The 22,810-nt window shown below is 73.1% G+C and carries 21 protein-coding genes and 7 tRNA genes; 12 read left to right on the forward strand and 16 right to left on the reverse strand.

Annotated features, from left to right (window positions below):
• The first annotated feature begins 158 nt into the window (after positions 1 to 158).
• Together ACZ6ZN_RS28655 and ACZ6ZN_RS28660 are read left to right on the forward strand one after the other, a co-directional pair.
• Positions 159 to 2,357, forward strand: a complete 2,199-nt coding sequence (locus ACZ6ZN_RS28655; RefSeq protein ID WP_451879924.1) for an elongation factor G-like protein EF-G2 — start codon at positions 159 to 161, stop codon at positions 2,355 to 2,357.
• Between the two features lie 170 nt (positions 2,358 to 2,527).
• On the forward strand, positions 2,528 to 4,195 hold the full coding sequence (locus ACZ6ZN_RS28660) for a hypothetical protein (RefSeq protein ID WP_451879925.1): 1,668 nt from the start codon (positions 2,528 to 2,530) through the stop codon (positions 4,193 to 4,195).
• Positions 4,196 to 4,273: 78 nt separating this feature from the next.
• On the opposite strand, the gene ACZ6ZN_RS28665 is transcribed toward ACZ6ZN_RS28660, so the two are convergent.
• From ACZ6ZN_RS28665 to ACZ6ZN_RS28680, 4 genes are all read right to left on the reverse strand, one after another.
• Positions 4,274 to 4,834 (reverse strand): HIT family protein, encoded by a 561-nt coding sequence (locus tag ACZ6ZN_RS28665; protein WP_398110677.1) that lies wholly within the window; start codon positions 4,832 to 4,834, stop codon positions 4,274 to 4,276.
• A 64-nt stretch (positions 4,835 to 4,898) separates the two neighbouring features.
• Complete coding sequence (gene thrS / locus ACZ6ZN_RS28670; protein ID WP_398110676.1) at positions 4,899 to 6,875, reverse strand: threonine--tRNA ligase; 1,977 nt, start codon at positions 6,873 to 6,875, stop codon at positions 4,899 to 4,901.
• A gap of 92 nt (positions 6,876 to 6,967) precedes the next feature.
• Positions 6,968 to 8,221, reverse strand: coding sequence for a hypothetical protein (locus tag ACZ6ZN_RS28675; RefSeq protein ID WP_469650682.1), 1,254 nt, complete (start codon positions 8,219 to 8,221; stop codon positions 6,968 to 6,970).
• Positions 8,218 to 8,784 (reverse strand): DUF4365 domain-containing protein, encoded by a 567-nt coding sequence (locus ACZ6ZN_RS28680; protein WP_398110674.1) that lies wholly within the window; start codon positions 8,782 to 8,784, stop codon positions 8,218 to 8,220. Before ACZ6ZN_RS28680 ends, ACZ6ZN_RS28675 begins: the two co-directional genes overlap by 4 nt.
• A 169-nt stretch (positions 8,785 to 8,953) precedes the next feature.
• Between ACZ6ZN_RS28680 and ACZ6ZN_RS28685 the strand changes: the two genes are divergently transcribed.
• Complete coding sequence (locus ACZ6ZN_RS28685; RefSeq protein ID WP_398110673.1) at positions 8,954 to 9,682, forward strand: 3'-5' exonuclease; 729 nt, start codon at positions 8,954 to 8,956, stop codon at positions 9,680 to 9,682.
• A 98-nt stretch (positions 9,683 to 9,780) separates the two neighbouring features.
• Here the strand turns inward: ACZ6ZN_RS28685 and ACZ6ZN_RS28690 are convergent.
• Positions 9,781 to 9,852, reverse strand: a tRNA-Val gene (locus tag ACZ6ZN_RS28690).
• Between the two features lie 39 nt (positions 9,853 to 9,891).
• Positions 9,892 to 10,338, reverse strand: a complete 447-nt coding sequence (locus ACZ6ZN_RS28695) for an SRPBCC family protein (RefSeq protein ID WP_469650685.1) — start codon at positions 10,336 to 10,338, stop codon at positions 9,892 to 9,894.
• A gap of 97 nt (positions 10,339 to 10,435) precedes the next feature.
• Between ACZ6ZN_RS28695 and ACZ6ZN_RS28700 the strand changes: the two genes are divergently transcribed.
• Positions 10,436 to 12,832, forward strand: coding sequence for an SCO7613 C-terminal domain-containing membrane protein (locus tag ACZ6ZN_RS28700; protein WP_469650686.1), 2,397 nt, complete (start codon positions 10,436 to 10,438; stop codon positions 12,830 to 12,832).
• Between the two features lie 587 nt (positions 12,833 to 13,419).
• Here the strand turns inward: ACZ6ZN_RS28700 and ACZ6ZN_RS28705 are convergent.
• Both ACZ6ZN_RS28705 and ACZ6ZN_RS28710 read right to left on the reverse strand, forming a co-directional pair.
• Positions 13,420 to 13,491: transfer RNA gene (locus ACZ6ZN_RS28705), tRNA-Val, on the reverse strand.
• A gap of 67 nt (positions 13,492 to 13,558) precedes the next feature.
• Positions 13,559 to 14,017, reverse strand: coding sequence for a TIGR02611 family protein (locus ACZ6ZN_RS28710; protein ID WP_398110670.1), 459 nt, complete (start codon positions 14,015 to 14,017; stop codon positions 13,559 to 13,561).
• A 191-nt stretch (positions 14,018 to 14,208) separates the two neighbouring features.
• Between ACZ6ZN_RS28710 and ACZ6ZN_RS28715 the strand changes: the two genes are divergently transcribed.
• Together ACZ6ZN_RS28715 and ACZ6ZN_RS28720 are read left to right on the forward strand one after the other, a co-directional pair.
• Positions 14,209 to 14,622: an SsgA family sporulation/cell division regulator gene (locus ACZ6ZN_RS28715; protein ID WP_004002642.1), complete on the forward strand. Its 414-nt coding sequence runs from the start codon at positions 14,209 to 14,211 to the stop codon at positions 14,620 to 14,622.
• Positions 14,623 to 14,917: 295 nt separating this feature from the next.
• Positions 14,918 to 15,478: a CGNR zinc finger domain-containing protein gene (locus ACZ6ZN_RS28720; RefSeq protein ID WP_398110669.1), complete on the forward strand. Its 561-nt coding sequence runs from the start codon at positions 14,918 to 14,920 to the stop codon at positions 15,476 to 15,478.
• A 73-nt stretch (positions 15,479 to 15,551) separates the two neighbouring features.
• Here the strand turns inward: ACZ6ZN_RS28720 and ACZ6ZN_RS28725 are convergent, their stop codons facing one another.
• Entirely contained in the window at positions 15,552 to 15,785 is a 234-nt protein-coding gene (locus ACZ6ZN_RS28725; protein WP_398110803.1) for a hypothetical protein, read from the reverse strand.
• Between the two features lie 154 nt (positions 15,786 to 15,939).
• Positions 15,940 to 16,380 carry a hypothetical protein gene (locus ACZ6ZN_RS28730; RefSeq protein WP_451879930.1) on the reverse strand — a complete coding sequence of 147 codons (441 nt, stop codon included), beginning with the start codon at positions 16,378 to 16,380 and terminating at the stop codon, positions 15,940 to 15,942.
• Between the two features lie 199 nt (positions 16,381 to 16,579).
• Between ACZ6ZN_RS28730 and ACZ6ZN_RS28735 the strand changes: the two genes are divergently transcribed.
• A complete protein-coding gene (locus ACZ6ZN_RS28735; RefSeq protein WP_398110667.1) occupies positions 16,580 to 17,092 on the forward strand; it encodes a DsbA family protein in 513 nt (170 codons plus the stop codon).
• Positions 17,093 to 17,125: 33 nt separating this feature from the next.
• On the opposite strand, the gene ACZ6ZN_RS28740 is transcribed toward ACZ6ZN_RS28735, so the two are convergent.
• From ACZ6ZN_RS28740 to ACZ6ZN_RS28750, 3 genes are read right to left on the reverse strand one after another with little or no spacing between them, the layout of a single operon-like run.
• Positions 17,126 to 17,950 carry a GNAT family N-acetyltransferase gene (locus ACZ6ZN_RS28740; protein WP_469650690.1) on the reverse strand — a complete coding sequence of 275 codons (825 nt, stop codon included), beginning with the start codon at positions 17,948 to 17,950 and terminating at the stop codon, positions 17,126 to 17,128.
• Positions 17,951 to 18,004: 54 nt separating this feature from the next.
• Positions 18,005 to 18,826, reverse strand: coding sequence for an aminotransferase class IV (locus tag ACZ6ZN_RS28745; RefSeq protein ID WP_469650692.1), 822 nt, complete (start codon positions 18,824 to 18,826; stop codon positions 18,005 to 18,007).
• On the reverse strand, positions 18,823 to 19,866 hold the full coding sequence (locus ACZ6ZN_RS28750) for a chorismate-binding protein (protein ID WP_469650695.1): 1,044 nt from the start codon (positions 19,864 to 19,866) through the stop codon (positions 18,823 to 18,825). The genes ACZ6ZN_RS28745 and ACZ6ZN_RS28750 overlap by 4 nt, the downstream gene beginning before the upstream one ends.
• Before the next feature lie 177 nt (positions 19,867 to 20,043).
• Here ACZ6ZN_RS28750 and ACZ6ZN_RS28755 point away from each other — a divergent pair.
• The 5 genes from ACZ6ZN_RS28755 to ACZ6ZN_RS28775 all read left to right on the forward strand — a co-directional run bounded on the left by ACZ6ZN_RS28755 (position 20,044) and on the right by ACZ6ZN_RS28775 (position 20,509).
• Positions 20,044 to 20,116, forward strand: a tRNA-Gly gene (locus ACZ6ZN_RS28755).
• Positions 20,117 to 20,153: 37 nt separating this feature from the next.
• Positions 20,154 to 20,227 (forward strand) — tRNA-Cys (locus tag ACZ6ZN_RS28760).
• A gap of 1 nt (position 20,228) precedes the next feature.
• A tRNA-Val gene (locus ACZ6ZN_RS28765) sits at positions 20,229 to 20,300 on the forward strand.
• Between the two features lie 22 nt (positions 20,301 to 20,322).
• Positions 20,323 to 20,394 (forward strand) — tRNA-Val (locus ACZ6ZN_RS28770).
• A gap of 43 nt (positions 20,395 to 20,437) precedes the next feature.
• Positions 20,438 to 20,509, forward strand: a tRNA-Val gene (locus ACZ6ZN_RS28775).
• Positions 20,510 to 20,564: 55 nt separating this feature from the next.
• Here the strand turns inward: ACZ6ZN_RS28775 and ACZ6ZN_RS28780 are convergent.
• The 3 genes from ACZ6ZN_RS28780 to ACZ6ZN_RS28790 all read right to left on the reverse strand — a co-directional run bounded on the left by ACZ6ZN_RS28780 (position 20,565) and on the right by ACZ6ZN_RS28790 (position 22,725).
• Positions 20,565 to 20,846 carry a TFIIB-type zinc ribbon-containing protein gene (locus ACZ6ZN_RS28780; protein ID WP_398110663.1) on the reverse strand — a complete coding sequence of 94 codons (282 nt, stop codon included), beginning with the start codon at positions 20,844 to 20,846 and terminating at the stop codon, positions 20,565 to 20,567.
• Between the two features lie 79 nt (positions 20,847 to 20,925).
• Positions 20,926 to 21,867, reverse strand: coding sequence for a phosphotransferase family protein (locus ACZ6ZN_RS28785; RefSeq protein WP_469650697.1), 942 nt, complete (start codon positions 21,865 to 21,867; stop codon positions 20,926 to 20,928).
• A 648-nt stretch (positions 21,868 to 22,515) separates the two neighbouring features.
• Positions 22,516 to 22,725, reverse strand: coding sequence for a hypothetical protein (locus ACZ6ZN_RS28790; RefSeq protein WP_369197422.1), 210 nt, complete (start codon positions 22,723 to 22,725; stop codon positions 22,516 to 22,518).
• Between the last annotated feature and the right edge of the window lie 85 nt (positions 22,726 to 22,810).

Here is a 22,810-nt window from a genome sequence, read left to right on the forward strand (position 1 = left end):
CGTCGTTCGTATGGACGCGCCGTGACGACGGTGGGAAGGTCGAATGACCGCGGGCGTCGCCGGAGCCGCCACCGCTGGGGGCACCTCCCGGACGGAGTCCGGGGAGGATCCGCGTGCCCGCGCCCACAGGGACCTCACCGTGCACGGGAGGCAGGATCATGGGCGACAAGGGACAGACACACCCAGGGGCCGCCGGCAGGGCACAGGCGGCCGACCACCCCCGGTCCGTACGGAACGTGGTGCTGGTCGGCCACTCCGGATCGGGCAAGACCACCTTGGTCGAAGCCCTCGCCCTCACGGCGGGGGCGGTGAACCGGGCGGGCCGCGTCGAGGACGGCGGCACCGTCTCCGACTACGACGAGATCGAGCACCGGCAGCAGCGCTCGGTGCAGCTCTCCCTGGTGCCCGTCGAATGGGACGGCATCAAGGTCAACCTCCTCGACACTCCGGGATACGCCGACTTCGTCGGTGAGCTCAGGGCCGGTCTGCGCGCGGCGGACGCGGCCCTCTTCGTCGTCTCGGCCTCGGACGGCGTGGACGGATCGACCCGCGCGGTGTGGGAGGAGTGCGCGGCGGTCGGCATGCCCCGGGCCATCGTCGTCACGCACCTGGAGGCGGCGCGCGCGGACTTCGAGGAGATGACCCGCAGCTGCGCGGAGGCCTTCGGCGCGGACGACCCGGACGCGGTCCTGCCGCTCTACCTGCCGCTGCACGGGCCCCAGGCGTCCGACGGGCACGCGCCCGTGACGGGGCTGATCGGGCTGCTGTCGCAGAAGCTGTTCGACTACTCGACCGGCGAGCGCAAGGAGTCCGAGCCGGGCGCGGAGCAGCTGCCGCTGATCGAGGAGGCCCGCAACCGGCTCATCGAGGGGATCATCTCGGAGAGCGAGGACGAGACGCTCATGGACCGCTACCTCGGCGGGGAGCCCGTCGAGGTCAGGACGCTGATCGCCGATCTGGAGCGGGCCGTGGCGCGCGGGGCGTTCTTCCCCGTCCTGGCCGCCGCCCCCGCGGCCGGGGGCGCCCGGCAGGGGCTCGGCACGGTGGAACTGCTGGAGCTGATCACCGGCGGCTTCCCGACCCCGCTGGAGCACGAGACGGTCCGGGTGACGACGGTCGACGGCGAGCCGCGCGAGCTCAAGCCGTGCGATCCGGACGCCCCGCTGGTCGCGGAGGTCGTGAAGACGTCCTCCGACCCGTACGTGGGCCGCCTGTCGCTGATCCGCGTGTTCTCCGGCACCCTGCGCGCCGACCAGACGGTCCACGTCTCCGGGCACGGGCTCGCCGACCGCGGGCACGAGGACCACGACGTCGACGAGCGGGTCGGCGCCCTGTCCACACCGTTCGGAAAGCAGCAGCGCCCGGTGTCCCACGTGATCGCCGGTGACCTGGCGTGCGTGGCCAAGCTGAGCCGCGCCGAGACCGGGGACACCCTGTCCGCCAAGGACGACCCGCTGCTGATGGAACCCTGGCAGATGCCCGACCCGCTGCTGCCGCTGGCCATCCAGGCGCACAGCAAACCGGACGAGGACAAGCTGTCGCAGGGCCTGTCCCGGCTGGTCGCCGAGGACCCGACGATGCGGCTGGAGCAGAACCAGGACACCCACCAGGTCGTCCTGTGGTGCCTGGGCGAGGCGCACGCGGACGTCGCCCTGGAGCGGCTGCGCAGCCGCTACGGCGTCCAGGTCGACGTCGTACCGCACCGGGTGCCCCTGCGCGAGACCTTCGCGCACAAGGCGGCCGGGCGCGGCCGGCACGTCAAGCAGTCCGGCGGGCACGGCCAGTTCGCGATCTGCGAGATCGAGGTCGAGCCGCTGCCGGGCGGTTCGGGCATCGAGTTCGTGGACAAGGTCGTCGGCGGGGCGGTGCCCCGGCAGTTCATCCCGTCGGTGGAGAAGGGCGTGCGCGCCCAGGCCGCCAAGGGGATCGCCGCCGGCCATCCGCTCATCGACGTGCGCGTGACGCTGCTGGACGGCAAGGCCCACTCGGTGGACTCCTCCGACGCCGCGTTCCAGACGGCCGGGGCGCTGGCGCTGCGGGAGGCGGCGGCCGCCGCGCGGATCCATCTGCTGGAGCCGGTGGCCGAGGTGTCGGTGCTGATCGGCGACGACTTCGTGGGCGCCGTGATGAGCGATCTGTCGGGGCGCCGCGGCCGGGTGCTCGGCACCGAGCAGACGCCCGGCGGGCGCACCCTGATCCGGGCCGAGGTGCCCGAGATTGAGATCGGCCGGTACGCGATCGACCTGCGGTCGATGACGCACGGCACGGCCCGCTTCAGCCGCCGCTACGTGCGGCACGAACCGATGCCGGCGCAGGTGGCGGAACGGGTGCGTGAAGAGGCGCACGCGGTCTCGTAGTTGGCGCCGGGCGCCTCCAACTGCCCTGATGAGGGCTTCTCTCCGCGTCGGCGGGTGGCTTGACGGCCGTCCGCCGACGCGCGTGGGTGTGGACGGATACGCTGATGACCTGATCAACAGGTGTGCGGAGCGCGGAAGTCGGGAAGGCCGCAGATGCGGATGCGGCAGCGATGGGGGCGGCAGTGACGGACGGATTCGACTTCAGTCCCGGGGCCCAGGTGCCCCTGGCGGGTGCGAGCGGCCAGACGGCGGCGACGTACGCCCTGGCCGCGGCGGCCTACCGGGACGACGAGGTCGCCAAGATCCTGGCCGCCGACAACGAGTGGCACCAGTCGAAGGTGACGCCGCCGCGGTCCTGGGCGAAGATCTTCCGCCCCCGGCTGGGTGAGGCCTTCTCGCGTGCGGTGATCGACCGCATGCTGGGCGTGGGGCGCAAGCCGGTCATCCAGTCCTTCGGCATCGAGCCCCAGGTCGTCGTCGAGCACTGCCTGGCGGCCCACCGCATCCGCCGCGACCGGGACAACATGCTCTCCGTGATCACGGTGCTGTGCGGCCTGCTCTTCCTGCCCGGCTTCCTCGTGTGGCTCCTGGTGTTCACGCTGCGCACCACCATGGCCAGGCGCGAGGACAAGCGGGCGGGCGCCCTGGCCACGACCCTGCTGGTCGCCATCGGCGCACTGGCCGTGCTGTTCCTGCTGAAGATGCCGTTCACCGGTTTCTGGGGCTGGTACGCGCGCGCGTGCGTCCTGATGCCGGTGGTGGGCTGGTTCTGGGCCAAGCACGTCTGCGAGCGCACGGCACGGGACCTGCGGGACCGCTGGTCGAGCATGCTGTCGGGCGGCGGGGTCGGCGCCAAGATCCCCGAGGCGGTCCCCGGCAACCCGGGCGACGCGGCCGAGCAGGTCCGCAAGGAGCTGGCCCGCCTGGCGGCCGAGCAGCGCTCGAACTCGGTCTTCTACGCGGGCCCCAAGGGCATACTCGGCATGGGCACGCGCTGGGGCAGCTGGCAGCTGGCGGAGGAGCTGGTGCCGGCCGAGCCGGGCAAGGAGTTCCACCCCTTCCGCAGCTGGGACGTGATCGTGGCGATCCAGGGCGGTCTGGCCATGCTGGAGCGCACGTCGATCAACACCGGCGGTTTCCCGAAGCCGTCCATCACGCACTGGATCGTCACGCCGATCGGCGAGAAGGCGACGGAGGTGTCCCGGCCGAGCGGCACGGACGTCGACGCGTACACGGTCCGCACGCACGCCGTGCAGGACATCTGCAACAAGCAGCAGTTCGGCAGCGGCGACCGGCACTACCTGGGCGTGCAGTGGACGCTGTGGGACGGCCACCTGGTGATCACCATGCTGATCACGGTGACGGTGCTGCACGACACCCTGCGCATCGAGGTCACCGGGCACGCGCTGGGACCGGTCAACCCGCTGTTCAACGAGAAGCCCGCGGCCCGGGAGAAGACGGTCCAGAAGTCCCTGCGCTTCTGGGAGACCCGCACGGTCAAGCTCCCGCTGGTCGACGCCGACGAGGTGGTACGGCTGGCCGCGCGCGCCCCGCTGACCTGGTACCCGCCGCTGCTGAACTGGCTCGGCGGCAGCCTCACGCTGCCGGAGCCCTTCGGTCTGCGGCACGCGTGGGCGGACCAGCCGTGGCGGCACCGGTTCATGGCGGACGACGCGCTGCGGGCGGCCACGCCGGTGCTGCGGGTGGTGCACGCCGCGGCGCTGAAGGTGCTGCGGGAGAACGGCGTGAGCGTGGAGAAGTTCGGCGCGCGGTCGGCGGCGCTCAGCGGGGCCGTGCAGGAGGCTTCGCCGAAGAAGGCGGACGTGTACGACGCCTAGGGGCGAGCTGCCCCGCGTGGTGGCGGGGCGGGCCACGGGTGGGTGCGCGGCCCGGGGACACGGCTGCCCCCGGCCGAGCTAGCTGGTCGGCCAGGCCTCGGCCAGCATCTTCCGGGTGTCGGCCAGGAGCTGCGGCAGCACCCGTGTGTGGCCCACCACCGGCATGAAGTTCGTGTCGCCGCCCCAGCGCGGCACGATGTGCTGGTGCAGGTGCGCGGCGATGCCCGCGCCCGCCACCGAGCCCTGGTTCATGCCGATGTTGAAACCGTGCGCGCCGGAGGCGGTGCGCAGGGCCGTCATCGCCTGCTTGGTGAGCTCGCCGAGTTCGGCGGTCTCGGCGGCGGTGAGGTCGGTGTAGTCGGCGACGTGCCGGTAGGGCACGGTCATCAGGTGCCCGCCGTTGTACGGGTACAGGTTGAGCACCGCGTAGACCTGCTCCCCGCGGCGGACGACGAGCCCGTCCTCGTCGGACTTGGCCGGGATCGAGCAGAAGGGGCAGCCGTCGCCGGCGCCCGGGCCGGTCGGCTTGTTCTCCCCCTGGATGTAGGCCATCCGGTGGGGGGTCCACAGACGCTGGAACGCGTCCTGCGTCCCGACTCCCAGCTGCTGCTCCGGCTCACTCGTCATGCAGTGCAGCATATGGCGTCGAGCTGGGGGGACGGCAAAGGCCCCCGGGAGATCCCGGGGGCCTCGCGCCGTGCGATCAGACCTGCGCGCGGTCCTCGACGATCTTCAGGATCTTCGCGATGGCCTCGTCGAAGGGGATGCCGTTCTCCTGCGAGCCGTCGCGGTAGCGGAAGGACACCGAGCCGTTCGACATGTCCTCGTCGCCCGCGATGACCATGAAGGGCACCTTCTGCTTCTGGGCGTTGCGGATCTTCTTCTGCATGCGGTCGGAGGAGGAGTCGACCTCGACGCGCAGGCCCTTGCGGCGGGCCGCGGCGGCGAACTTCTCCAGGTACTCCACGTGCGCGTCGCCGATCGGGATGCCGACCGCCTGGACGGGGGCGAGCCAGGCCGGGAAGGCGCCCGCGTAGTGCTCCAGGAGCACGGCGAAGAAGCGCTCGATGGAGCCGAACAGCGCGCGGTGGATCATGACCGGGCGGGTCTTGCTGCCGTCCGCGCCCGTGTACTCCAGGTCGAAGCGCTCGGGCAGGTTGAAGTCGAGCTGGATGGTCGACATCTGCCAGGTGCGGCCGATGGCGTCCTTGGCCTGGACGGAGATCTTCGGGCCGTAGAAGGCGGCGCCGCCCGGGTCCGGGACCAGCGGGAGGCCCTGCTTCTCGGCGACCTGGCGCAGCGTCTCGGTCGCCTCCTCCCACGCCTCGTCCGAGCCGACGAACTTCTCCGGGTCCTTGGTGGACAGCTCCAGGTAGAAGTCGGTCAGGCCGTAGTCGCGCAGCAGGTTCAGCACGAAGGTGAGCGTCTTGTCGAGCTCCTCCGACATCTGCTCACGGGTGCAGTAGATGTGCGCGTCGTCCTGCGTGAAGCCGCGGGCCCGGGTCAGGCCGTGCACGACGCCCGACTTCTCGTACCGGTACACGGTCCCGAACTCGAAGAGGCGCAGCGGCAGTTCGCGGTAGGAGCGGCCGCGCGCGTCGAAGATCAGGTTGTGCATCGGGCAGTTCATGGGCTTGAGGTAGTAGTCCACGCCCTCGTCGAGCTGCATGGGCGGGTACATGCCGTCGGCGTACCAGTCCAGGTGGCCCGAGGTCTCGAAGAGCTTCCCCTTCGTCGCGTGCGGGGTGTAGACGAACTCGTAGCCCTCCTCCTCGTGGCGGCGGCGCGAGTAGTCCTCCATGACCCGGCGGATGATGCCGCCCTTGGGGTGGAAGACGGCGAGGCCGGAGCCGATCTGCTCGGGGATGGAGAACAGGTCCAGCTCGTTGCCGAGCTTGCGGTGGTCGCGCTTCTCGGCCTCGGCGAGGAACTCCAGGTGCGCCTTCAGCTCGTCCTTGGTGGGCCAGGCGGTGCCGTAGATGCGCTGGAGCATCGGGTTCTTCTCGCTGCCGCGCCAGTAGGCGGCCGCGTTGCGCATGAGCTTGAACGCCGGGATGTTGCGGGTGGTGGGCAGGTGGGGACCGCGGCAGAGGTCCTTCCAGCACAGGTCACCGGTCTTGGCGTCCAGGTTGTCGTAGATCGTCAGCTCGCCGGCGCCGACCTCGACGTCGGCCCCGTCGTCGGAGGAGGCGGAGCCCTTGAGGCCGATCAGCTCCAGCTTGTACGGCTCGCCGGCCAGCTCCTCGCGGGCGGCCTCGTCGGTGACGACGCGGCGGGAGAAGCGCTGCCCGCGCTTCTGGATCTCCTGCATCTTCTTCTCGATGGCCTTGAGATCCTCGGGCGTGAACGGCTTCTCGACGTCGAAGTCGTAGTAGAAGCCGTCCTTGACGGGCGGGCCGATGCCCAGCTTGGCCTCGGGGAACAGCTCCTGCACGGCCTGCGCCATGACGTGCGCGGTGGAGTGGCGCAGGATGTTCAGACCGTCCTCGGAGGAGATCTCGACGCCCTCGACCTCGTCACCGTCGGACAGGGCGTACGACAGGTCCTTGAGCTCGCCGGCGACGCGCGCGGCGATGATCGAACGCTCGCCGGCGAAGAGCTCGGCGGCCGTAGTGCCCGTCGTCACCACGCGTTCTTCCCGCTCGGAATCGCGCTGGATGATCACACGGACGTCTGACACCGGTCTCTCCTGACTGAAGGGGGGCTGCGGCGCCATACCGGAGCGCGCGCACGAGTAAGGATCGTACCGACCCGTGGCCGCCCCCCGCGAAATCAGTCCCCGCGGTCCCCTCCCCCGGCCTCGTCGAAGAAGGAGGCCGTGACCCCGCCGTCCGCCCGGAGCGACTTCATGAGCCGGTCCCGCTCGGCCTCGTCGAGCTGCACCGGGACGACACCGTGGACACCGGTGAGGCGGCGGAACCCGCCCCGGCTCTCCAGCCGCCCCTGCACCCGCACGGGCAGTCCGACGAGGTGGGCGTGGACGGCGGTCCGGTACGGCTCCTCCTCCAGGGCGATCCGGACGTGCGGCACCTCGGCCCCGGCCAGCACGCGCAGCCGTACGGTGCCCCCACCGCCCGGTCCCGGTCTGCGCAGGTGCGTGATCGTCCCGGTGATCCGCACGGGAACGGACGGCTCCTCGCGCAGGTAGCGGGCGCTCGCCTCGCGCAGGACGGGGAGGTCGCCGGGGGAGAACTCGACGGGCTCGGCGGTGGACGCGCAGCCCTCGGGGACACCGGCCGCGGGGGCCCAGGCGACGGCGATCCGGGCGCCCTCGGTGCCGTGGACGAGGGCGACGAGGGCCTCGGTCAGCTCGTGGCACACGCCGGCCTCCACGGCACCGTCGAAGGCGTCCGTGCCGCCCGTGGCGCGCTGGTAGTCGACGGCCTCGCGCGCCGCGTGCAGGGCCTGGTGGAGACGTACGGCCAGGGGGCGGCCGCCGTCGACGGGCACGAAGGCGGTGAGCCGGCCGCCGTTCGCGGAGCCGACGAGCACACGGCTCAGGGACGCGGCGGCGGCGCGCCGGTGCCGGGCCCCGTGGTAGCCGGTCCGGGCCCGGTCGGCGAGGGCGGCCGCGAGCAGCGTCCGGCGCGCGGCGGTGCGCAGCCGCTCCTCCACGCTCCAGGGCGCTGCCCCGGCCGGTCCGGCGGGGACGTCGTGCCACCAGCGGATCTCGTCGCTGGGCACGGTGAGGGAGACGAGGACCTCGCGGGCGCACGGCGATCCACTGCGGCTCAGGGCGAGCAGGGCCTCGCCCAGCAGGTCGTCGCTGTCGGGGAAGGCGCGGCTCTCCGGCACGAGCAGGCTGGTGCCGGGCGCGCCGGCACCGGGCGGGGTCCAGCGGCCGTAGCGGCCGGGGGCGCCGCCGCGGCGCTGCCAGCCGTGCCGGCGCAGCAGGGCGGCGAGCACAGCCGGGTCGACGTCGCCGGGCTCGGGGGCGGTGCCGCAGGGGGCGGTGCCGTCCGGGGCGGTGTCCGCGGGGTGGGGCCGTACGGGCCGCAGGGGCCCCTGTGTCGGGCGGTGCGTCACGGTCTTCCTCCCGTCCCGACCCGCGTCATGATCTCGCACAGCGCCCGGTCGTCGAAGATGCGCGCGGTCGGTATGCGCACGGTGGTGCGGCGGCGGCCGGTGACCGGATGGCCCGCGAGGTTGGTCCAGTAGCAGCAGTGCCGCAGGTCGAGCCGGTCGTGCCCGGCGCGCAGCCAGTCGTCGCGCGAGCGCGGCACGAGCATCACCACGAGGATCTTGTGCACGGACACGGGTGTCCGGGCGAGCTTGACCAGGTGGTCGTTGTCGAGCGTGAAGGAGAAGCTGCGGCCCGGCGGGTGGGGCGGCACCTGGTAGGTCGCCTTGAGCTGGACCTTGATGGTGACCTCGTCGTCGACCGTGTGCCCGGGGGCGCTGTGGCTGACGTGCCAGTCGATGCCGTTGTCGGGGAAGGGCTGGGACAGCGAGCAGCCGGCGGCGGCCGCGACGGCGTGCAGATAGGCGACCTGCAGGGTCTCCATGCAGGCGGTGGTGGCGAGAGAGCCGCGGGTGGGAGCCGTGCGCTCGGGCAGCAGCCCGCCCCGTTCGGGCTGGGCTATGGCCATGGCCGAACAGCCTTCCAGAACAGTCGAGTCCCCGTGCGGGTCGCTGAACTGCAAAGACCCGTACTCCTGTTGTCTCCTTCCGGCGTACGGCGCAAACAGCCCGGGTATCACCGGATCGGGCAGCGGACGGTACGTCAACTGCCGACGGTGAACGAGGGGTTGTGGTCGCATGACGACGTGCTGGTACGAGGGGCCGCTGGCCGCCTTCGACACGGAGACGACAGGCGTCGACGTCGAGACCGACCGGATCGTGTCGGCCGCCGTCGTCGTCCAGGACGCGCCGGGTGTCCGGCCGCGGGTCAGCCGCTGGCTGGTGAATCCGGGGGTGCCGGTGCCCGCGCAGGCGACGGAGGTGCACGGCCTGACCGAGGAGCACCTGCAGCGCAACGGCCGGTGGCCCGCGCCGGTGATGTTCGAGATAGCGGAGGCGCTGGCCGAGCAGGCGCACGTGGGCCGCCCGGTGGTGGTGATGAACGCCCCGTTCGATCTGACCATGCTGGACCGGGAGTTGCGCCGCCACCGGGCCTCGGCGCTGGGGCGCTGGTTCGAGTCGGCGCCGCTGCTGGTGCTCGACCCGCGGGTGCTCGACAAGCACCTGGACCGCTACCGCAAGGGCCGCCGCACCCTGACCGACCTGTGCGCGCACTACGGCGTGTCCCTGGAGGGCGCGCACGACGCGTCGGCCGACGCGGTGGCGGCACTGGAGGTGACCCGGGCGGTGGGCCGGCGGTTCGCGTCCCGGCTGGAGCGGCTCGCACCGGGCGAGTTGCACACGCTTCAGGCGGTGTGGCACGCGGCGCAGGCCCGGGGCCTGCAGGCGTGGTTCGCGCGCAGCGGCGTGGACGAGGCGGTGGATCCGGCGTGGCCGCTGCGCCCGGAGCTGCCGGCGGCGGCCTGAACACCGGCACGGGCGCGCCAGGGCGTGAGCGCGCCGGGACGTGAGCGCGCCAGGGCGTGAAAAAACCGGTCCGTCTGCGACGGACCGGCTGTTTCCGGTGGGCGATACTGGGTTCGAACCAGTGACCTCTTCGGTGTGAACGAAGCGCTCTCCCACTGAGCTAATCGCCCGGGAACGCACTGAACCATACAGGTCCCGGCACGCTTCCTTCAAACCGCCCGCAGGTGGCCGAGCAGTCCGCGCCGCCCGGACCGCATCATCAGCGCGTGGTTGGCGCGGAACAGCGGCCGTCCCGGTACGGCGAACCGCCGCAGCAGCGGCTTGCGGACGTTCACGACCTGGTCGTACCGCGCGAGGGTGCCCTCCCTGTGCGCGGTGACGGTCCAGCGCGCCCAGCCCTCGATGTCCCCGGACACCGCGATCTCCAGCACCCCGGCCGCCGGTTCGCGCCGCGTCTGCCGCGCCGTGAAGGTCATGTCGTACGGCAGGACGGAGCGGATGCGGATCACTCCGGTGGTGTCGTCGAGCCGCTCGACGTCCCGGACCTGGCGCCACCAGCGCGGGTAGTCCTCCGGACGGCACAGCACGTCGTAGACGGCGTCCGGCGGTGCGGGCAGAGGCCACAGGCTGCGGAAACGGTAGTGGTTCCAGTCCATGTCCGCAGTCTGCCCCGGGTGCGGCGGTCCGTGTCTGAGTACGCCCCTGAGTACCCGCACTCATGGCACCCCGGGTGGCGCGGACCACACTGCGAGCATGACGCACCAACCGCCCCCGGCCGAGGAACTGCGGCTCCTCGACGCCGAACTGCACCGACTGGACGCCCGGCGGGCCCAGTTGCTGGCCCGCCGTGCCTGGCTGGTGGCCGCGTTGCAGCAGATGCAGACGCGCCCCGTGACGCCGCAGGACCCGGTCGCCGCACCGCCCCGTCCCGAGACCGCGGCACCCAGCGTGCAGAACGTGCTCCTGGTGCTCGGCGGCATCCTCCTCACCCTCGCCGCCGCGGTGTTCACCCTGGTCAGCTGGGGTCACCTGGGCATCACCGGGCGGGCGCTGGTGCTGGGGGCGGTCACGCTCGCCACGCTCCTCGCCCCCGTGCCGCTGCTCAAGCGCGGCCTGCGCTCGACGGCCGAATCGCTGGCGGGGCTCGGCCTCGCCCTGACGGTCCTCGACGCCTACGCGCTGCACGAGGCTGCGCTCGACGGCACGGACGGCACCCTGTACGCGGCGGCCGCCTCGGCGGTGCTGGCGGCGGCCTGGGCGGCGTACGGTCTGCTCCCGGCCGTGAGGTCCCTGCGTCTGCCCCTTCCCTGCGCCGTGGCGGCGGCCCAGTCGCCGCTGACGCTGTGGGCCCTGGCCACCGACGCCGGCCCGTACGCCGTCACGGCCGCGCTGCTGGTGACGGCCGGACTGGACGCGGTGCCGGCGCTGCGTGCGCCGGACGCCGCCGTGCGGGTCTGCGCCCTCGTCGGTGCGTACGGCACGGGCGGCTGCGGGGTGCTGGGCGCGGCCTGGCTGTCCTTGACCGCCGACGGCCCGGTGGCGGCCGCCCGGGCCGGTGCCCTGCTGGTGCTGGCGGCGGCGATCGCGCTGGGCGCGGCCTGGCGGCTCGCCGGTCCGGCCGGGTGGCACGCCCGCGGCCTCGCGGCGCTGTCGGGACTGCTCACGGTCGCCGCGCTCGGCGGAGTGGTCCGCACGGCCGTGCCCGGCGCCTGGACGGTCCCGGCTCATCTGGCGTTGGGCGTCGCCCTGTTGGCGGTCCTGCGGACGGGGCGGCTGCTGCCGGACGCGCTGCGGCAGGGCCTGGTCCATGCCTCGGCTGCGGTGCAGGCGCTTGCCCTGCTGTCGGTCCTGCCGGTGGCCGCCCTGGTGGTGCTGGGTCCGGTCGGGTGGCTCGGCCGGATCTGGAGCGGTGCGCCGTCGGACGCCCGGGCCGCGGTCGCCGTGGAGGCGCCCTGGCCGTCGGACGCCGTGACGGCTCCCCTGGTGCTGCTGGCGGTCGCGGCCGTGCTCGCGTGGACGGTCCGTGCCGAGCAGTGGCGTCCGCGCGCCCGGACCGCGGCGCTGGGTCTGCTGGGGGCGACGGCGCTGCTGCTGCCGGCGATCCTCGAGGTTCCGTACCCGGCGGGCCTGGCGGTCCTGGCCGTCGTGACGGCGGTCGCGCTGTACCTGGCCCGGACCACGCACACCGAGGCGAGGATCACCGCACTGGTCCTCGCGCTCGTCACGAGCGCGGACCTCACGCTCCAGTCGCTGGCCTCGCGGAACGTGACGCTGGTCGTGCTGTCCCTGGCGACGGCACTGCTCGCGGCCGCTTCCCGGCAGCCCCGGCTCACCCCGTTCACGGCCCCGGCCGCCCTGGTGTACGGCGTCGCCCTGGCGTCGGCGACGGGCGCGGCAGCCGGCTGGCCGCCGGCCCGCACCGCCCTGCTGGTGCTGGTCGTCCCCGCGGCAGCCGCGCTGCTGGCCACCCTGCTGACAACCCGCCCGGAGACGTCCCGCGCGACGGTTCCCGTCGAGGCCACGGGTGCGGCCGCCGCGTGGCTCGCCATCGGTCTCGCCGTCACCGACCCGCCGCTGCTCGCCGTGGTGCTGGCCGCGTGCGCGGTGGTCGCCGCGGGCACCGCCCTGCGACCGGACCGCCGTCCCGTGGGGTACGCGGCCACGGCCCTGTTCGTGCTGGCCGCCTGGGTGCGCCTGGCCGCCTGGCAGGTCGGCACGCCCGAGGCGTACACGCTGCCGGTGACGGTCCCCGCCCTGCTGATCGGGGTACTGCGCCGGCGCCGCGACCCGCTGGCCTCGTCCTGGTCCGCGTACGGTCCCGGGCTCGCCGCGACCCTGCTGCCCAGCCTGGCGGCGGCCTGGACCGATCCGCACTGGACGCGCCCGCTGCTGCTGGGCACGGCGGCCCTGGCCGTCACGCTCCTCGGCGCCCGGCACCACCTCCAGGCCCCGCTGGTGCTCGGCGGCACGGTGCTGGCCCTGGTCACCCTGCACGAGCTCGCCCCCTACGTCGTGCAGGTGACCGGCGCCCTGCCCCGCTGGGCACCCCCCGCGCTGGCCGGTCTCCTGCTGCTCGCCCTCGGGGCGACGTACGAGCAGCGACTGCGGAACGTCCGGCGGGTGCGCGCGGTCCTGGGCAGGATGCACTAGCGCGACCTGCGAAAGCGCCGGTCCCTCGACGCCCTGCCGGGCCGGCGTCCACCGGTCCGTCAGGTCGGTCCGAGAGAAGCGGAATCCGGTCCGGAGCCGTCGAGTCGGGAGCGGCCGGGGCTCCGGGGACCTTGCCGTCGCTATCGCCGAACTCCTCCCGACCGGCGCGGAATTCGTCGATCCGGGGGGGGCCTGAGTCGACCTGCTCACCGAGATCCGGCGGCGTCCCGTTCTTCGCGTCGCAATTCGCGGGGGATTTCCGCCGGAACCCTGGGTGTGGCACTTCTTCCAGAAGTCGAGATAAGGCCGGACGTCCGTTTTCACCCTTCTAACGGATCGTCACGGTGTCCGAAAGAAGAGGGCGGGCCGGGCGGGAGCGTGTGGCCGGGTGAGGCCGGCTTTCGGCCATGGGACGGCCGAGGAGGGGCGCCGGGCGCGGGAACGCCGGAGGCGGAAGAGGACCCTGAGCGAGGCGCAGGGGGTCGATGCTCGACCACGGCGGCAGCACCGCCTGCGGACGGCACCGGCACACGGCCGGACACGACAACGGCCCACCTGCGGGTTCGCAGATGGGCCGGTGATCCGGGTGGGCGATACTGGGTTCGAACCAGTGACCTCTTCGGTGTGAACGAAGCGCTCTCCCACTGAGCTAATCGCCCGGACGCAGGAAGAACATTACCCCATGTCAGGGGGTGCCCGTGACCGGCACCGGCACCCCGGCGCCCCTCACTGGTCCTTGATCTTCCACGGCATGACGACGCCGAACTTCCACAGGTAGACCCCGACGAGCACGGCCACGATCGCCAGGCCGACGCTCGTCAGGATGATGTTCCGGCGGCGCACCTTGGGATCGAGGGCCCGCTGCGCCGCCTCGGTGACCTTCCGCTTGGTCCAGCGGAGCACCAGCTGCGCCCACACGAACTCGGTGGCCCAGATCGCCATGCCGCCGAAGATCACGACCCAGCCCGGCCCGGGCAGGGGCAGCATGATGATGCCGGCCACGACGACGGCCAGGCCGATCACGAAGACCCCGACCTGCCAGCTCACGTGCAGGACCCGACGCGCCTTGACGAATTCCGGCGCCCGCGAACCGAGTCCCCGATCCGGTTCGCTCTGCACCTCGCCCGTCCCCGTTCCGTCCGGCGCCACGGCCACCTCGCCCGGCTCGTCACTCCCCGTATTCATACGGACGAACACTACCGGAGCGAAACCAGTCACCGGAATGGACGCACGACGCGAACGATCTCTCGGCCGGAAGAGTTACGTAAAGGCACGCAAAACACTCAGAGGGGTTTACAACGGCACCGTAGGTGGCATGTCGATTTCGCCGACGTGCGAATCCCCGAGCGCACACTGAGCGAAAGGCCCTGGCGCTTATGAACACCACGGTCAGCTGCGAGCTGCACCTGCGCCTCGTTGTGTCGAGCGAGTCCTCCCTGCCTGTCCCCGCAGGCCTGCGGTACGACACGGCCGACCCCTACGCCGTGCACGCCACCTTCCACACCGGAGCCGAGGAGACCGTCGAGTGGGTGTTCGCCCGCGACCTCCTCGCCGAAGGGCTTCACCGCCCCACCGGCACCGGCGACGTCCGTGTCTGGCCGTCGCGCAGTCACGGTCAGGGCGTCGTGTGCATCGCCCTGAGCTCACCGGAGGGCGAAGCCCTGCTCGAGGCCCCGGCGCGGGCCCTGGAGTCCTTCCTGAAGCGCACAGACGCCGCCGTGCCGCCCGGCACGGAGCACCGGCACTTCGACCTCGACCAGGAGCTCTCACACATTCTGGCGGAGAGCTAGGCCGGGACCCCACAAGCCGCCCGGCGCCGTCGACTCGGGGAGACGGCTCGGGCCGGAACAACCGCATACAGGTCACACCGGCGCCTGCTCCGCGGCTCACGCGGGGCGGCGCCGGTGTGCGTGCGCCCGGCTCCCGGACCGGGCGTGCGTGCGTGCGTGCGGGAACCACGGCGTGCCCGGAGGCGTTGTCATCGAAGCCATGTGCGGGCAGGAGGGCGGACCGGCCGCGGTCGAGCCGTTACCATCGGCCAGCATCGGCGGGCGCCCGCCCGACCCTCAGGCCAGGGAGCGAATCGTGCTGATCACCCACGACACCCGGTGCGCCCTCGACACCGTGGTCGATCTGGTGAACACCGCACCGGACGACGACACGGCGCCGGACGGGCTGCCGGACGTGGCGACCCTCGCGGATTTCGTACGGAACCACGAGATCAGCGACGTCGGAGTGCTCTCGGAGTTCGACCTCTCGGCGGTGCGCAAGATCCGCGGACGGTTCGCCGCGGTGTTCGCCGCACCGGACGCCCGGGCCGCCGCGGTGCTGATCAACGAACTGGTCGCGGCCGCGGGCACCACGCCCCGTCTCACCGACCACGACGGCTACGACTGGCACGTCCACTACTTCGCCCCCGGCGCCTCCGTGGCCGACCACCTGGCGGCGGACTGCGGGATGGCCCTGGCGTTCTTCGTGGTCGCCGGGGAGCAGGAGCGGCTGCGGCGCTGTGAGGCGCCCGACTGCCGGCGCGCCTTCGTCGACCTCTCCCGCAACCGCTCCCGGCGCTACTGCGACAGCCGGACCTGCGGAAACCGGCTGCACGTGGCCGCGTACCGGGCGCGCCGCAAGGAGGCGGCGGGCTGAGGAGCGCCGCCGGGCACCGGGCGGACGTGGTGTCGCGGCCCCGGCGGGTGACGCCGGGCACCGCGGGTGGGGCTCACAGCAGCAGCAGGTCGTGCAGCGAGGCCATGAGCAGCAGGGTCCCGATCACCGCCAGGAAGATCATCAGCGGTGGCTGGGAGAGGGCGAAGAGGCAGCCGCGCGGCTCGTCCCGAGGGGGACGTTCCGGCAGGGCGGGCGCCTCGACCCGTGGGGAGAGCCGCTCGTCGGGCGAGGCGGGTGCCTCGTGCCGCGGCGGCGCGGGGTCGCTCTGTTGCGTGGTGTCCAGCATCTCGCGGCGATGATGACGCAGTCTCCCGGCCGGACGCGATCAGCAACCTGCCTGCGTGCGGGGATGCGCCGAAACCGCGAGGTCCCGTTCGCCTTGTGATCACTTGCGCGCGCCCGGTTGCGCACTGTGACGCATCGACCCCGCACGCGCGACGTCAGATGCCGTGCTTCTTGAGGATCGCCTCGATGTCGCTGAAGTCGTCGTCGCCCCGGGGTGCGGCGGCGGGGCGCGAGGCCGGGCGCGAGCCCTGGCCCAGGGAGGGCGCGGAGGCCGCCGGCGCCACCGCGTCGGACCGCTCCGCGGCACGGGCCGCGGCCCTGCGCTCCTTGCGCGTACCGCCCCGGCGGCGCTCGACGACCCGGGTCGTCGCGAACAGCACCCACGCCAGGCCCAGGAGGCCGAAGCCGGCCCAGGCGGCCGGGCTGAACGCCGTGTCCGCCAGCCACTCGACCACACCGGTCATGACCAGGCCGATCGGCACCAGCGCGTAGGCGGCGATCCGGGCCGCCGTCAGGAATCGCTTGCGGTACGCCGTGACGGCCGCGATGCCGAGGCCGGCCGCGGACACGGCGGAGCAGACGGTCTCGGCAATCATCCGGGGCCTCCAGGCGTGCGCGGTCGTTCGTCCCCTCCATCCTGCACCCGCCGCACCCCGGCGGGCCATGCCTCCTGCGGACATCAGGGACATCTCCGGGTCGCCTCCTCCGCAGGTGCCGGTACTCCTCCGCAGGTGCCGGTGCCGCGCCGGTCTCCCCCGCACCACCGCGGCACCCGGCGGCTGGGAGACTGTCCGCATGAGCGACTCCTCCCCCGCCCCCGTCCTCGAGGTCTGGTGCGACCTCCAGTGCCCCGACTGCCGCACGGCCCTGGACGACCTGCGTGCCCTGCGCGCCCGATACGGCGACCGGCTGGAGGTGCGGCTGCGGCACTTCCCGCTGGAGAAGCACAAGCACGCCTTCGCCGCCGCCCAGGCCGCCGAGGAGGCGTGGGAGCAGGGCCGTGGGTGGCCCTACGCCGAAGCCCTGCTGGACCGCGTCGAGGAGCTGGACCGGGCGGGCGAGCCGTTCCTGGTCCAGCTGGCCCGTGAACTGGGGCTGGACGCCGAGGAGTTCGACACCGCGTTGATCGACGGCCGGCACATCCTGGTCGTGGACGCCGACCAGGCCGAGGGCAAGGCGCTCGGCGTGACCGGCACCCCGACCTACGTCATCGGCGGGGAGCGGCTCGACGGCGGCAAGAGCCAGGACGGGCTGCGCGCGCGGATCGAGGAGATCGCGGACCGGCTGCTGGCCGGTGGACAGGACTGATCCCCGGCCCGCCGCGCCCCCGGGCCGGGCCGGTCAGAGCAGCGGCTTGTACATGGCGTACAGCGTCGTGCGGTAGCCGAGCGAGTCGTAGAGCCGTTCCGCCGGGGTGTTGCCGGCGAAGACGTTGAGGCCGAGGGTGTGTCTGCCCTCGGCGATCGTCTGGGCCTCGGCGACCAGCAGCAGGGTGCGGCCGTGTCCGCGGCCCCGGTGCGCGGCGTCCACGACGACGTCGAAGACGAAGGCGTTGTCCTCGCGCACCGCCAGCCACAGGGTGCCCACCGGTGTGCCCAGGTGCTCGACGACGTTGATCAGCATGCCGGAGGTGGCGAGGCCCTCGGGCAGGAGATCGGCGTGGTCGCGCTCCGACTTGGCCCGGGCCTCCGCCTCCGGGACGCCCCGGTCGACCCAGTTGCGTGCGTAGTCCTCCTTGCCCTTCTCCAGCCAGGGGCCGAACTCCGCCTCGGTCATCGGCCGGGCGCGGCTGCCCTCGGGCAGCTCCGGCGGAGTGCCGCCGAGCCGCTTCTCCATGCCGCGGTTGCGCACCACGTAGCCGAGCGCGGCGGCGAGCCGGAGACCGGCCGGGGAGTCGGCCGGCACCGAGCCCTCGATCCGGTGGCACCCCCAGCCGCGCGCCACTTCCTCGGCGGCGAGGGCGGCGACCGTGCCGCGACCCCGCCCGCGGTCCGGCTCGTCGATCTCCAGGTGCGTGATCCGGGCCACCGCCTCGCCGAACACCGGATGGGTGCCGAGGTGTATCGCGCCCACGGGACGGCTGTTGACGCACACCTGGTAGCGGCGCGAGCGCGTGCCGTCGTCGTTTCGCTGAAGCGGCTCGGTCGGCCGCAGGGTCGTGGTCATCACCGGTGTTCTACCCGGAACCACGGCCCTGGTCAGCCGAATATCGCGGGCCCGTCAGGGATCGAGGTCGTCCCCGGAGCGCTCCTCGAAGATCCGCATGGCCTTGGCGGTCACCGGGCCCGGCGCGCCGGGCAGCTCACGGCCGTCGACGCGGTGCACGGCCTGCACGTCGCGCAGGGTGGAGGTCAGGAAGACCTCGTCGGCCCGCTCCAGGACGTCCAGCGGCAGGTCGGTCTCCCTCGCGCCGGTCCACTCGATCGCCAGGGCGCGCGTGATGCCGGCGAGGCAGCCGGAGGCGAGCGGCGGCGTGTGGATCTCGCCGCCGAGGACGACGAACACGTTCGACCCGGTGCCCTCGCATAGCTGCCCCACCGTGTTGGCGAACAGCGCCTCGGAGGCGCCCTGTTCGCGGGCGCGGGCCAGAGCGACGACGTTCTCGGCGTACGAGGTGGTCTTCAGGCCGGTCAGGGCGCCGCGTTCGTTGCGGGTCCAGGGGACGGTGATCGCGGCGGTCGCGTCGGGCCGGCGCTTGGTCTCGCCGAGGGCGACGACGAGGGTGGGGCCGTGGTCGCCGCGGTCCGAGCCGAGCGGTCCGTGGCCGCCGGTGTAGGTGATGCGCAGGCGGCCGAGGGGGACCGGGACGGCCTCCAGGACGGCGGCGCAGGCGCGGCGGACCTCGTCCAGGTCCGGGTCGGGCAGGCCGAGGCCGCGCGCGGAGCGGGTGAGCCGGTCCAGGTGCCGGGTGAGGGCGAACGGCCGGCCGTCCACGGCCTTCACGGTCTCGAAGATGCCGTCGCCCACGGTCAGTCCGTGGTCGAAGACGGAGACGCGGGCGGACTCGATGTCCTGCAGCCCGCCGTCGAGCCAGATCTTCACGTCAGGTCCTCTCCACTCACCTCGTACGTTCCCGACGCTATCGCGAGCAGCCGGGAGGCCTTCAGCTCGGTCTCGCGCCACTCCCCCTCGGGGTCGGAGCCCCAGGTGATGCCCGCGCCGGTGCCGAAGCGCAGCATGCCCTCGGCCCGGTCGATCCAGAAGGTGCGGATGCCGACGGCCAGCTCACCGGTGCCCCGGTCGGCGTCGACCCAGCCGATGCCGCCGCAGTACGGCCCGCGCGGCGCCGTCTCCAGGGCGCCGATGATCCGCAGTGCGCTGGACTTGGGGGCGCCGGTGACCGAGCCGGGCGGGAAGGCGGCGCCGAGGAGCTCGGGCCAGCCGGAGCCGTCCCGCAGCTCGCCCCGGACGGTGGACACCAGGTGGACCAGTCCGGGGTGCTTCTCGACGGCGCACAGGTCGGGCACGGTGACCGTGCCGGTGGCGCAGACCCGCCCGATGTCGTTGCGGACGAGGTCCACGATCATCACGTTCTCGGCGTGATCCTTCTCCAGGAGGTCCGCCTCGGTGCGGCCGGTGCCCTTGATCGGCCCGGACTCGACGGTCCGCCCGTCGCGCCGCAGGAACAGCTCGGGGGACGCGGTGGCGATCTCCACCCCGTGTCCGGGCAGGCGGATCGTTCCTGCGTAGGGCGCCGGGTTGCCGCGGGCCAGCAGGGCGGTGAGGGCGTCGACGTCGGCTCCGGGGGCGACGGGCGCGGACAGTACCCGGCACAGGTTCGCCTGGTAGACGTCGCCGGCCGCGATGTGCGCGCGGATGCGCCGCACGGCCGCGGTGTACGCGGCGCGGTCCAGCGAGGACGTCCAGTCACCGGCCCCCGGGCCCCGCCACGCGCCGGGCACCGGCAGCGGCACCTCCGCCGTCCGTACGTCGCGGAAGCGGGCGCAGGTCAGACGGCCCTCGAAGTCGGCGCAGACCGCCCAGAAGCCGCTGGACTCCAGCGCTTGCGGGTCGTCGGTGACGTCGAGGAGCCCGGTGGCGACGCGGTCACCGAAGCGGGCGAGGGGAGGGAGGTCGAGCACGCGTCGAGTCTATGGCGGGTGTCCGGCGGGTGACCGGGGGATGTCCCCCACGGGGTCCTCGCGAGGTCCCTGAGCAGGGCAGGTGCAGCACGCTGCGCAAACGCGTTTTTGTACTGGCACCGGAATCCGCTAGAGTTCAACACGTCGCCGGGCCGCGGGAGCGGTCCGAAACGACAGGCGGACGTAGCTCAGTTGGTAGAGCGCAACCTTGCCAAGGTTGAGGTCGCGAGTTCGAACCTCGTCGTCCGCTCGAAGGAAGAGGGGGCTTCCCGGCCCCCTACACTCCTGGTGGAGTGGCCGAGAGGCGAGGCAACGGCCTGCAAAGCCGTCTACACGGGTTCAAATCCCGTCTCCACCTCCAAGGACGATTAGCTCAGCGGGAGAGCGCTTCCCTGACACGGAAGAGGTCACTGGTTCAATCCCAGTATCGTCCACTGGATCGTGAAGATCCGTCCCGCGCGATTAGCTCAGCGGGAGAGCGCTTCCCTGACACGGAAGAGGTCACTGGTTCAATCCCAGTATCGCGCACGCAGTGCCCATGGTCCGCTGCTCGCAGTGGTCATGGTCCCCAGGACGATTAGCTCAGCGGGAGAGCGCTTCCCTGACACGGAAGAGGTCACTGGTTCAATCCCAGTATCGTCCACACCACCCAGGAGCCCCCGGCCGTTAGCGGCCGGGGGCTCCTGTCGTCGCGTGGTTCAGGACGAGAACAGCATGTGCCCGAAGCTCTTGTGGCGGTGGTGACCGTGGTGGCCGTGGCCGCCGTGCGGGGCGCCCCAGGCGGGCGCCGGAGGGGCCGGGTAGGCCTGCGGGGCGGGCGGGGGCGGCGGCGCCGGCTGGGACCACTGGGACTCCAGACGGGTCAGTGACTCCAGCTCGCCGTAGTCCAGGAAGATCCCGCGGCAGCCGCTGCACTGCTCGATCTGGACACCGTTGCGGTTGTACGTGTGCATCGGTGCGTGGCACTTCGGACACTGCATGGTCGGTCAACTCCTAGCCGGTCGGTCCTGCTTCACGTCTCGCCAGGACAGACTCCGTCCCGCGCTGGTCGGTTGCACCCTACGCCCGGTTCACCTGCGTCAACTGCGGCGGGGAGATCGCCATTCGGTCACAGGCGTCCACGATCGCCCGCTCCACCTCGTCCAGGTCGCGGCCCGCGGCGGCCGCCTTCACCACGGCCCGGGCCGCGGTCTGCACGGTCAGGGCTCGGGCGCAGACGTCCAGCGCGGGCCAGGGGTCGCCCTCGGCGGGTACGGCCGGTCCCCCGGCCCGCCGGTAGGCGTCGAGGAAGCGGGTCCACTCGCCGGGGGGCAGCAGGCCGCAGGCGTACCAGGCGGCCGGACGGGCCAGGTCCCAGGCCGGGACGCCCACGCCGGCGTCGTCCACGTCGATCAGCAGCCAGGGGCCGCCGGGGGTGGGGTGGCGTACGAGCTGGCCGAGGTGGAGATCGCCGTGGCAGAGGGTGCCGGTGCCGGGCATCGGCGCGTCCTCCCGGGCCCAGGGCGGGAGGGTGTCCCAGGCGCGCAGGACGGCGGCGGTCGCGGGGCCCGGTACCGCCCGGCGGAGGCGGGTGACGGCCAGGGCGGCCTTGGCGGGTCCGCGCATGGGCGGCAGCCCGTCGGGGACCGGGGCCCGGTGGAGGCGGGCGAGCAGCGCGCCGGCCTCCTCCCAGGGCGCGGCGTCGGGATCCGCCGGGTCCACCGGCACACCGTACGGCCAGAGCGTCACGAGGCGGTCGTGCAGGTCCAGGGGTGCCGGGGTGAGCGGGGGCAGGAAGATCCCCGGGAGGCGCTGGGCGAGGGCCAGACGACCGGCCAGCCCGGCCGGGTGGGTGTCCGGGGCGTGGGCCTTGGCGACGGTGTCCGCGTGCCGGACGACGAGACCGTCGGGCCGGTCGGCCAGCGTGACCGCGCCGCAGGGACACGCGCGGAAACGCGCGTGCGCGGCGGCCCGGGCCTCGGCGAGAAGCGCGGCCACGAGCGGACCGGAGTCGGACGTCACGGGGCTCCCCTGCTGCCGGGCGGTGGCGGTCCCGGGTGAGATTACGCCGGGCCGGGCGGGCGTGGTGCAGGGCGGTGGGGGGGTGGTGCTGTGTGCCGTGGTCTGGGAGGGGGGCGGTGGCGGGTGTTGTGCGCCGCGGCCGGGGAGGGGGCGGCGGGTTGTGTGCGCCGCGGCTCCAGCGGGGCCGAGTGCGCGGGCCACCGTGGGTGCTTGTGGGCCTCTTCGCATCCTGGGACCGGTGAGATCGCCGGGTCGGCGGGCACGATGGAGGGCGGCGGCGGGTTTCGTGCGCCGCGACCCGGGAGGGGGCGGTGGCGGATGCTGTGCGTCGCCGCCCGGGAGGAGGGCGAATGCGCGGGCCGCCGTCGGTGCTTGCGGGCCTCTTCGCCTCCCCGGACCGGGCGAGATCGCCGAGTCGGCAGGCGCGGTGCAGGGCGGTGGCGGATGCTGTGCGCCGCGGCCCGGGAGGCGGGCAGTGCGCGGGCCGCCATTAGCGCTTGCGGGCCTCTTCGCCTCCCGGGAACAGCAATGCCGGCGCAGCTCCCCAGCTGCGCCGGCATTTGTGCCGTCCGCCGCACCCCCGTCCCCACGGGGTTTCATGGGTGGATGTCCCCGCCCGGACCGCTCTTCCGGGCCTGGGGTCGCCGCTCAGCGCCCCAGCATCTCGCCCACGGACGACGCCTGTGTGGCCACTGTCTCCCACCCGTCGAAGACGAGGAGGAGCAGGACCGCCAGGGGAAGGGCCATCAACGTCGCCACCACCGGGTGACGCCGGCCCTGGCGGCGCGGACGGAACGCGGCGGCGTACGCCTTGCGTCCCTCCTCGCGGATCAGCGTCCGCGCAGCCGTGTGGGCCATGGTCCTCTCCTGACCGTGTTCCGTTGTCGTCGGCAGCGGCGGGCGTCTGACCTCGGGGGACGAGTGCTGCCACCCGCCGCTTGAC

The sequence above is a fragment of the Streptomyces sp. NPDC053665 genome (assembly GCF_055585285.1).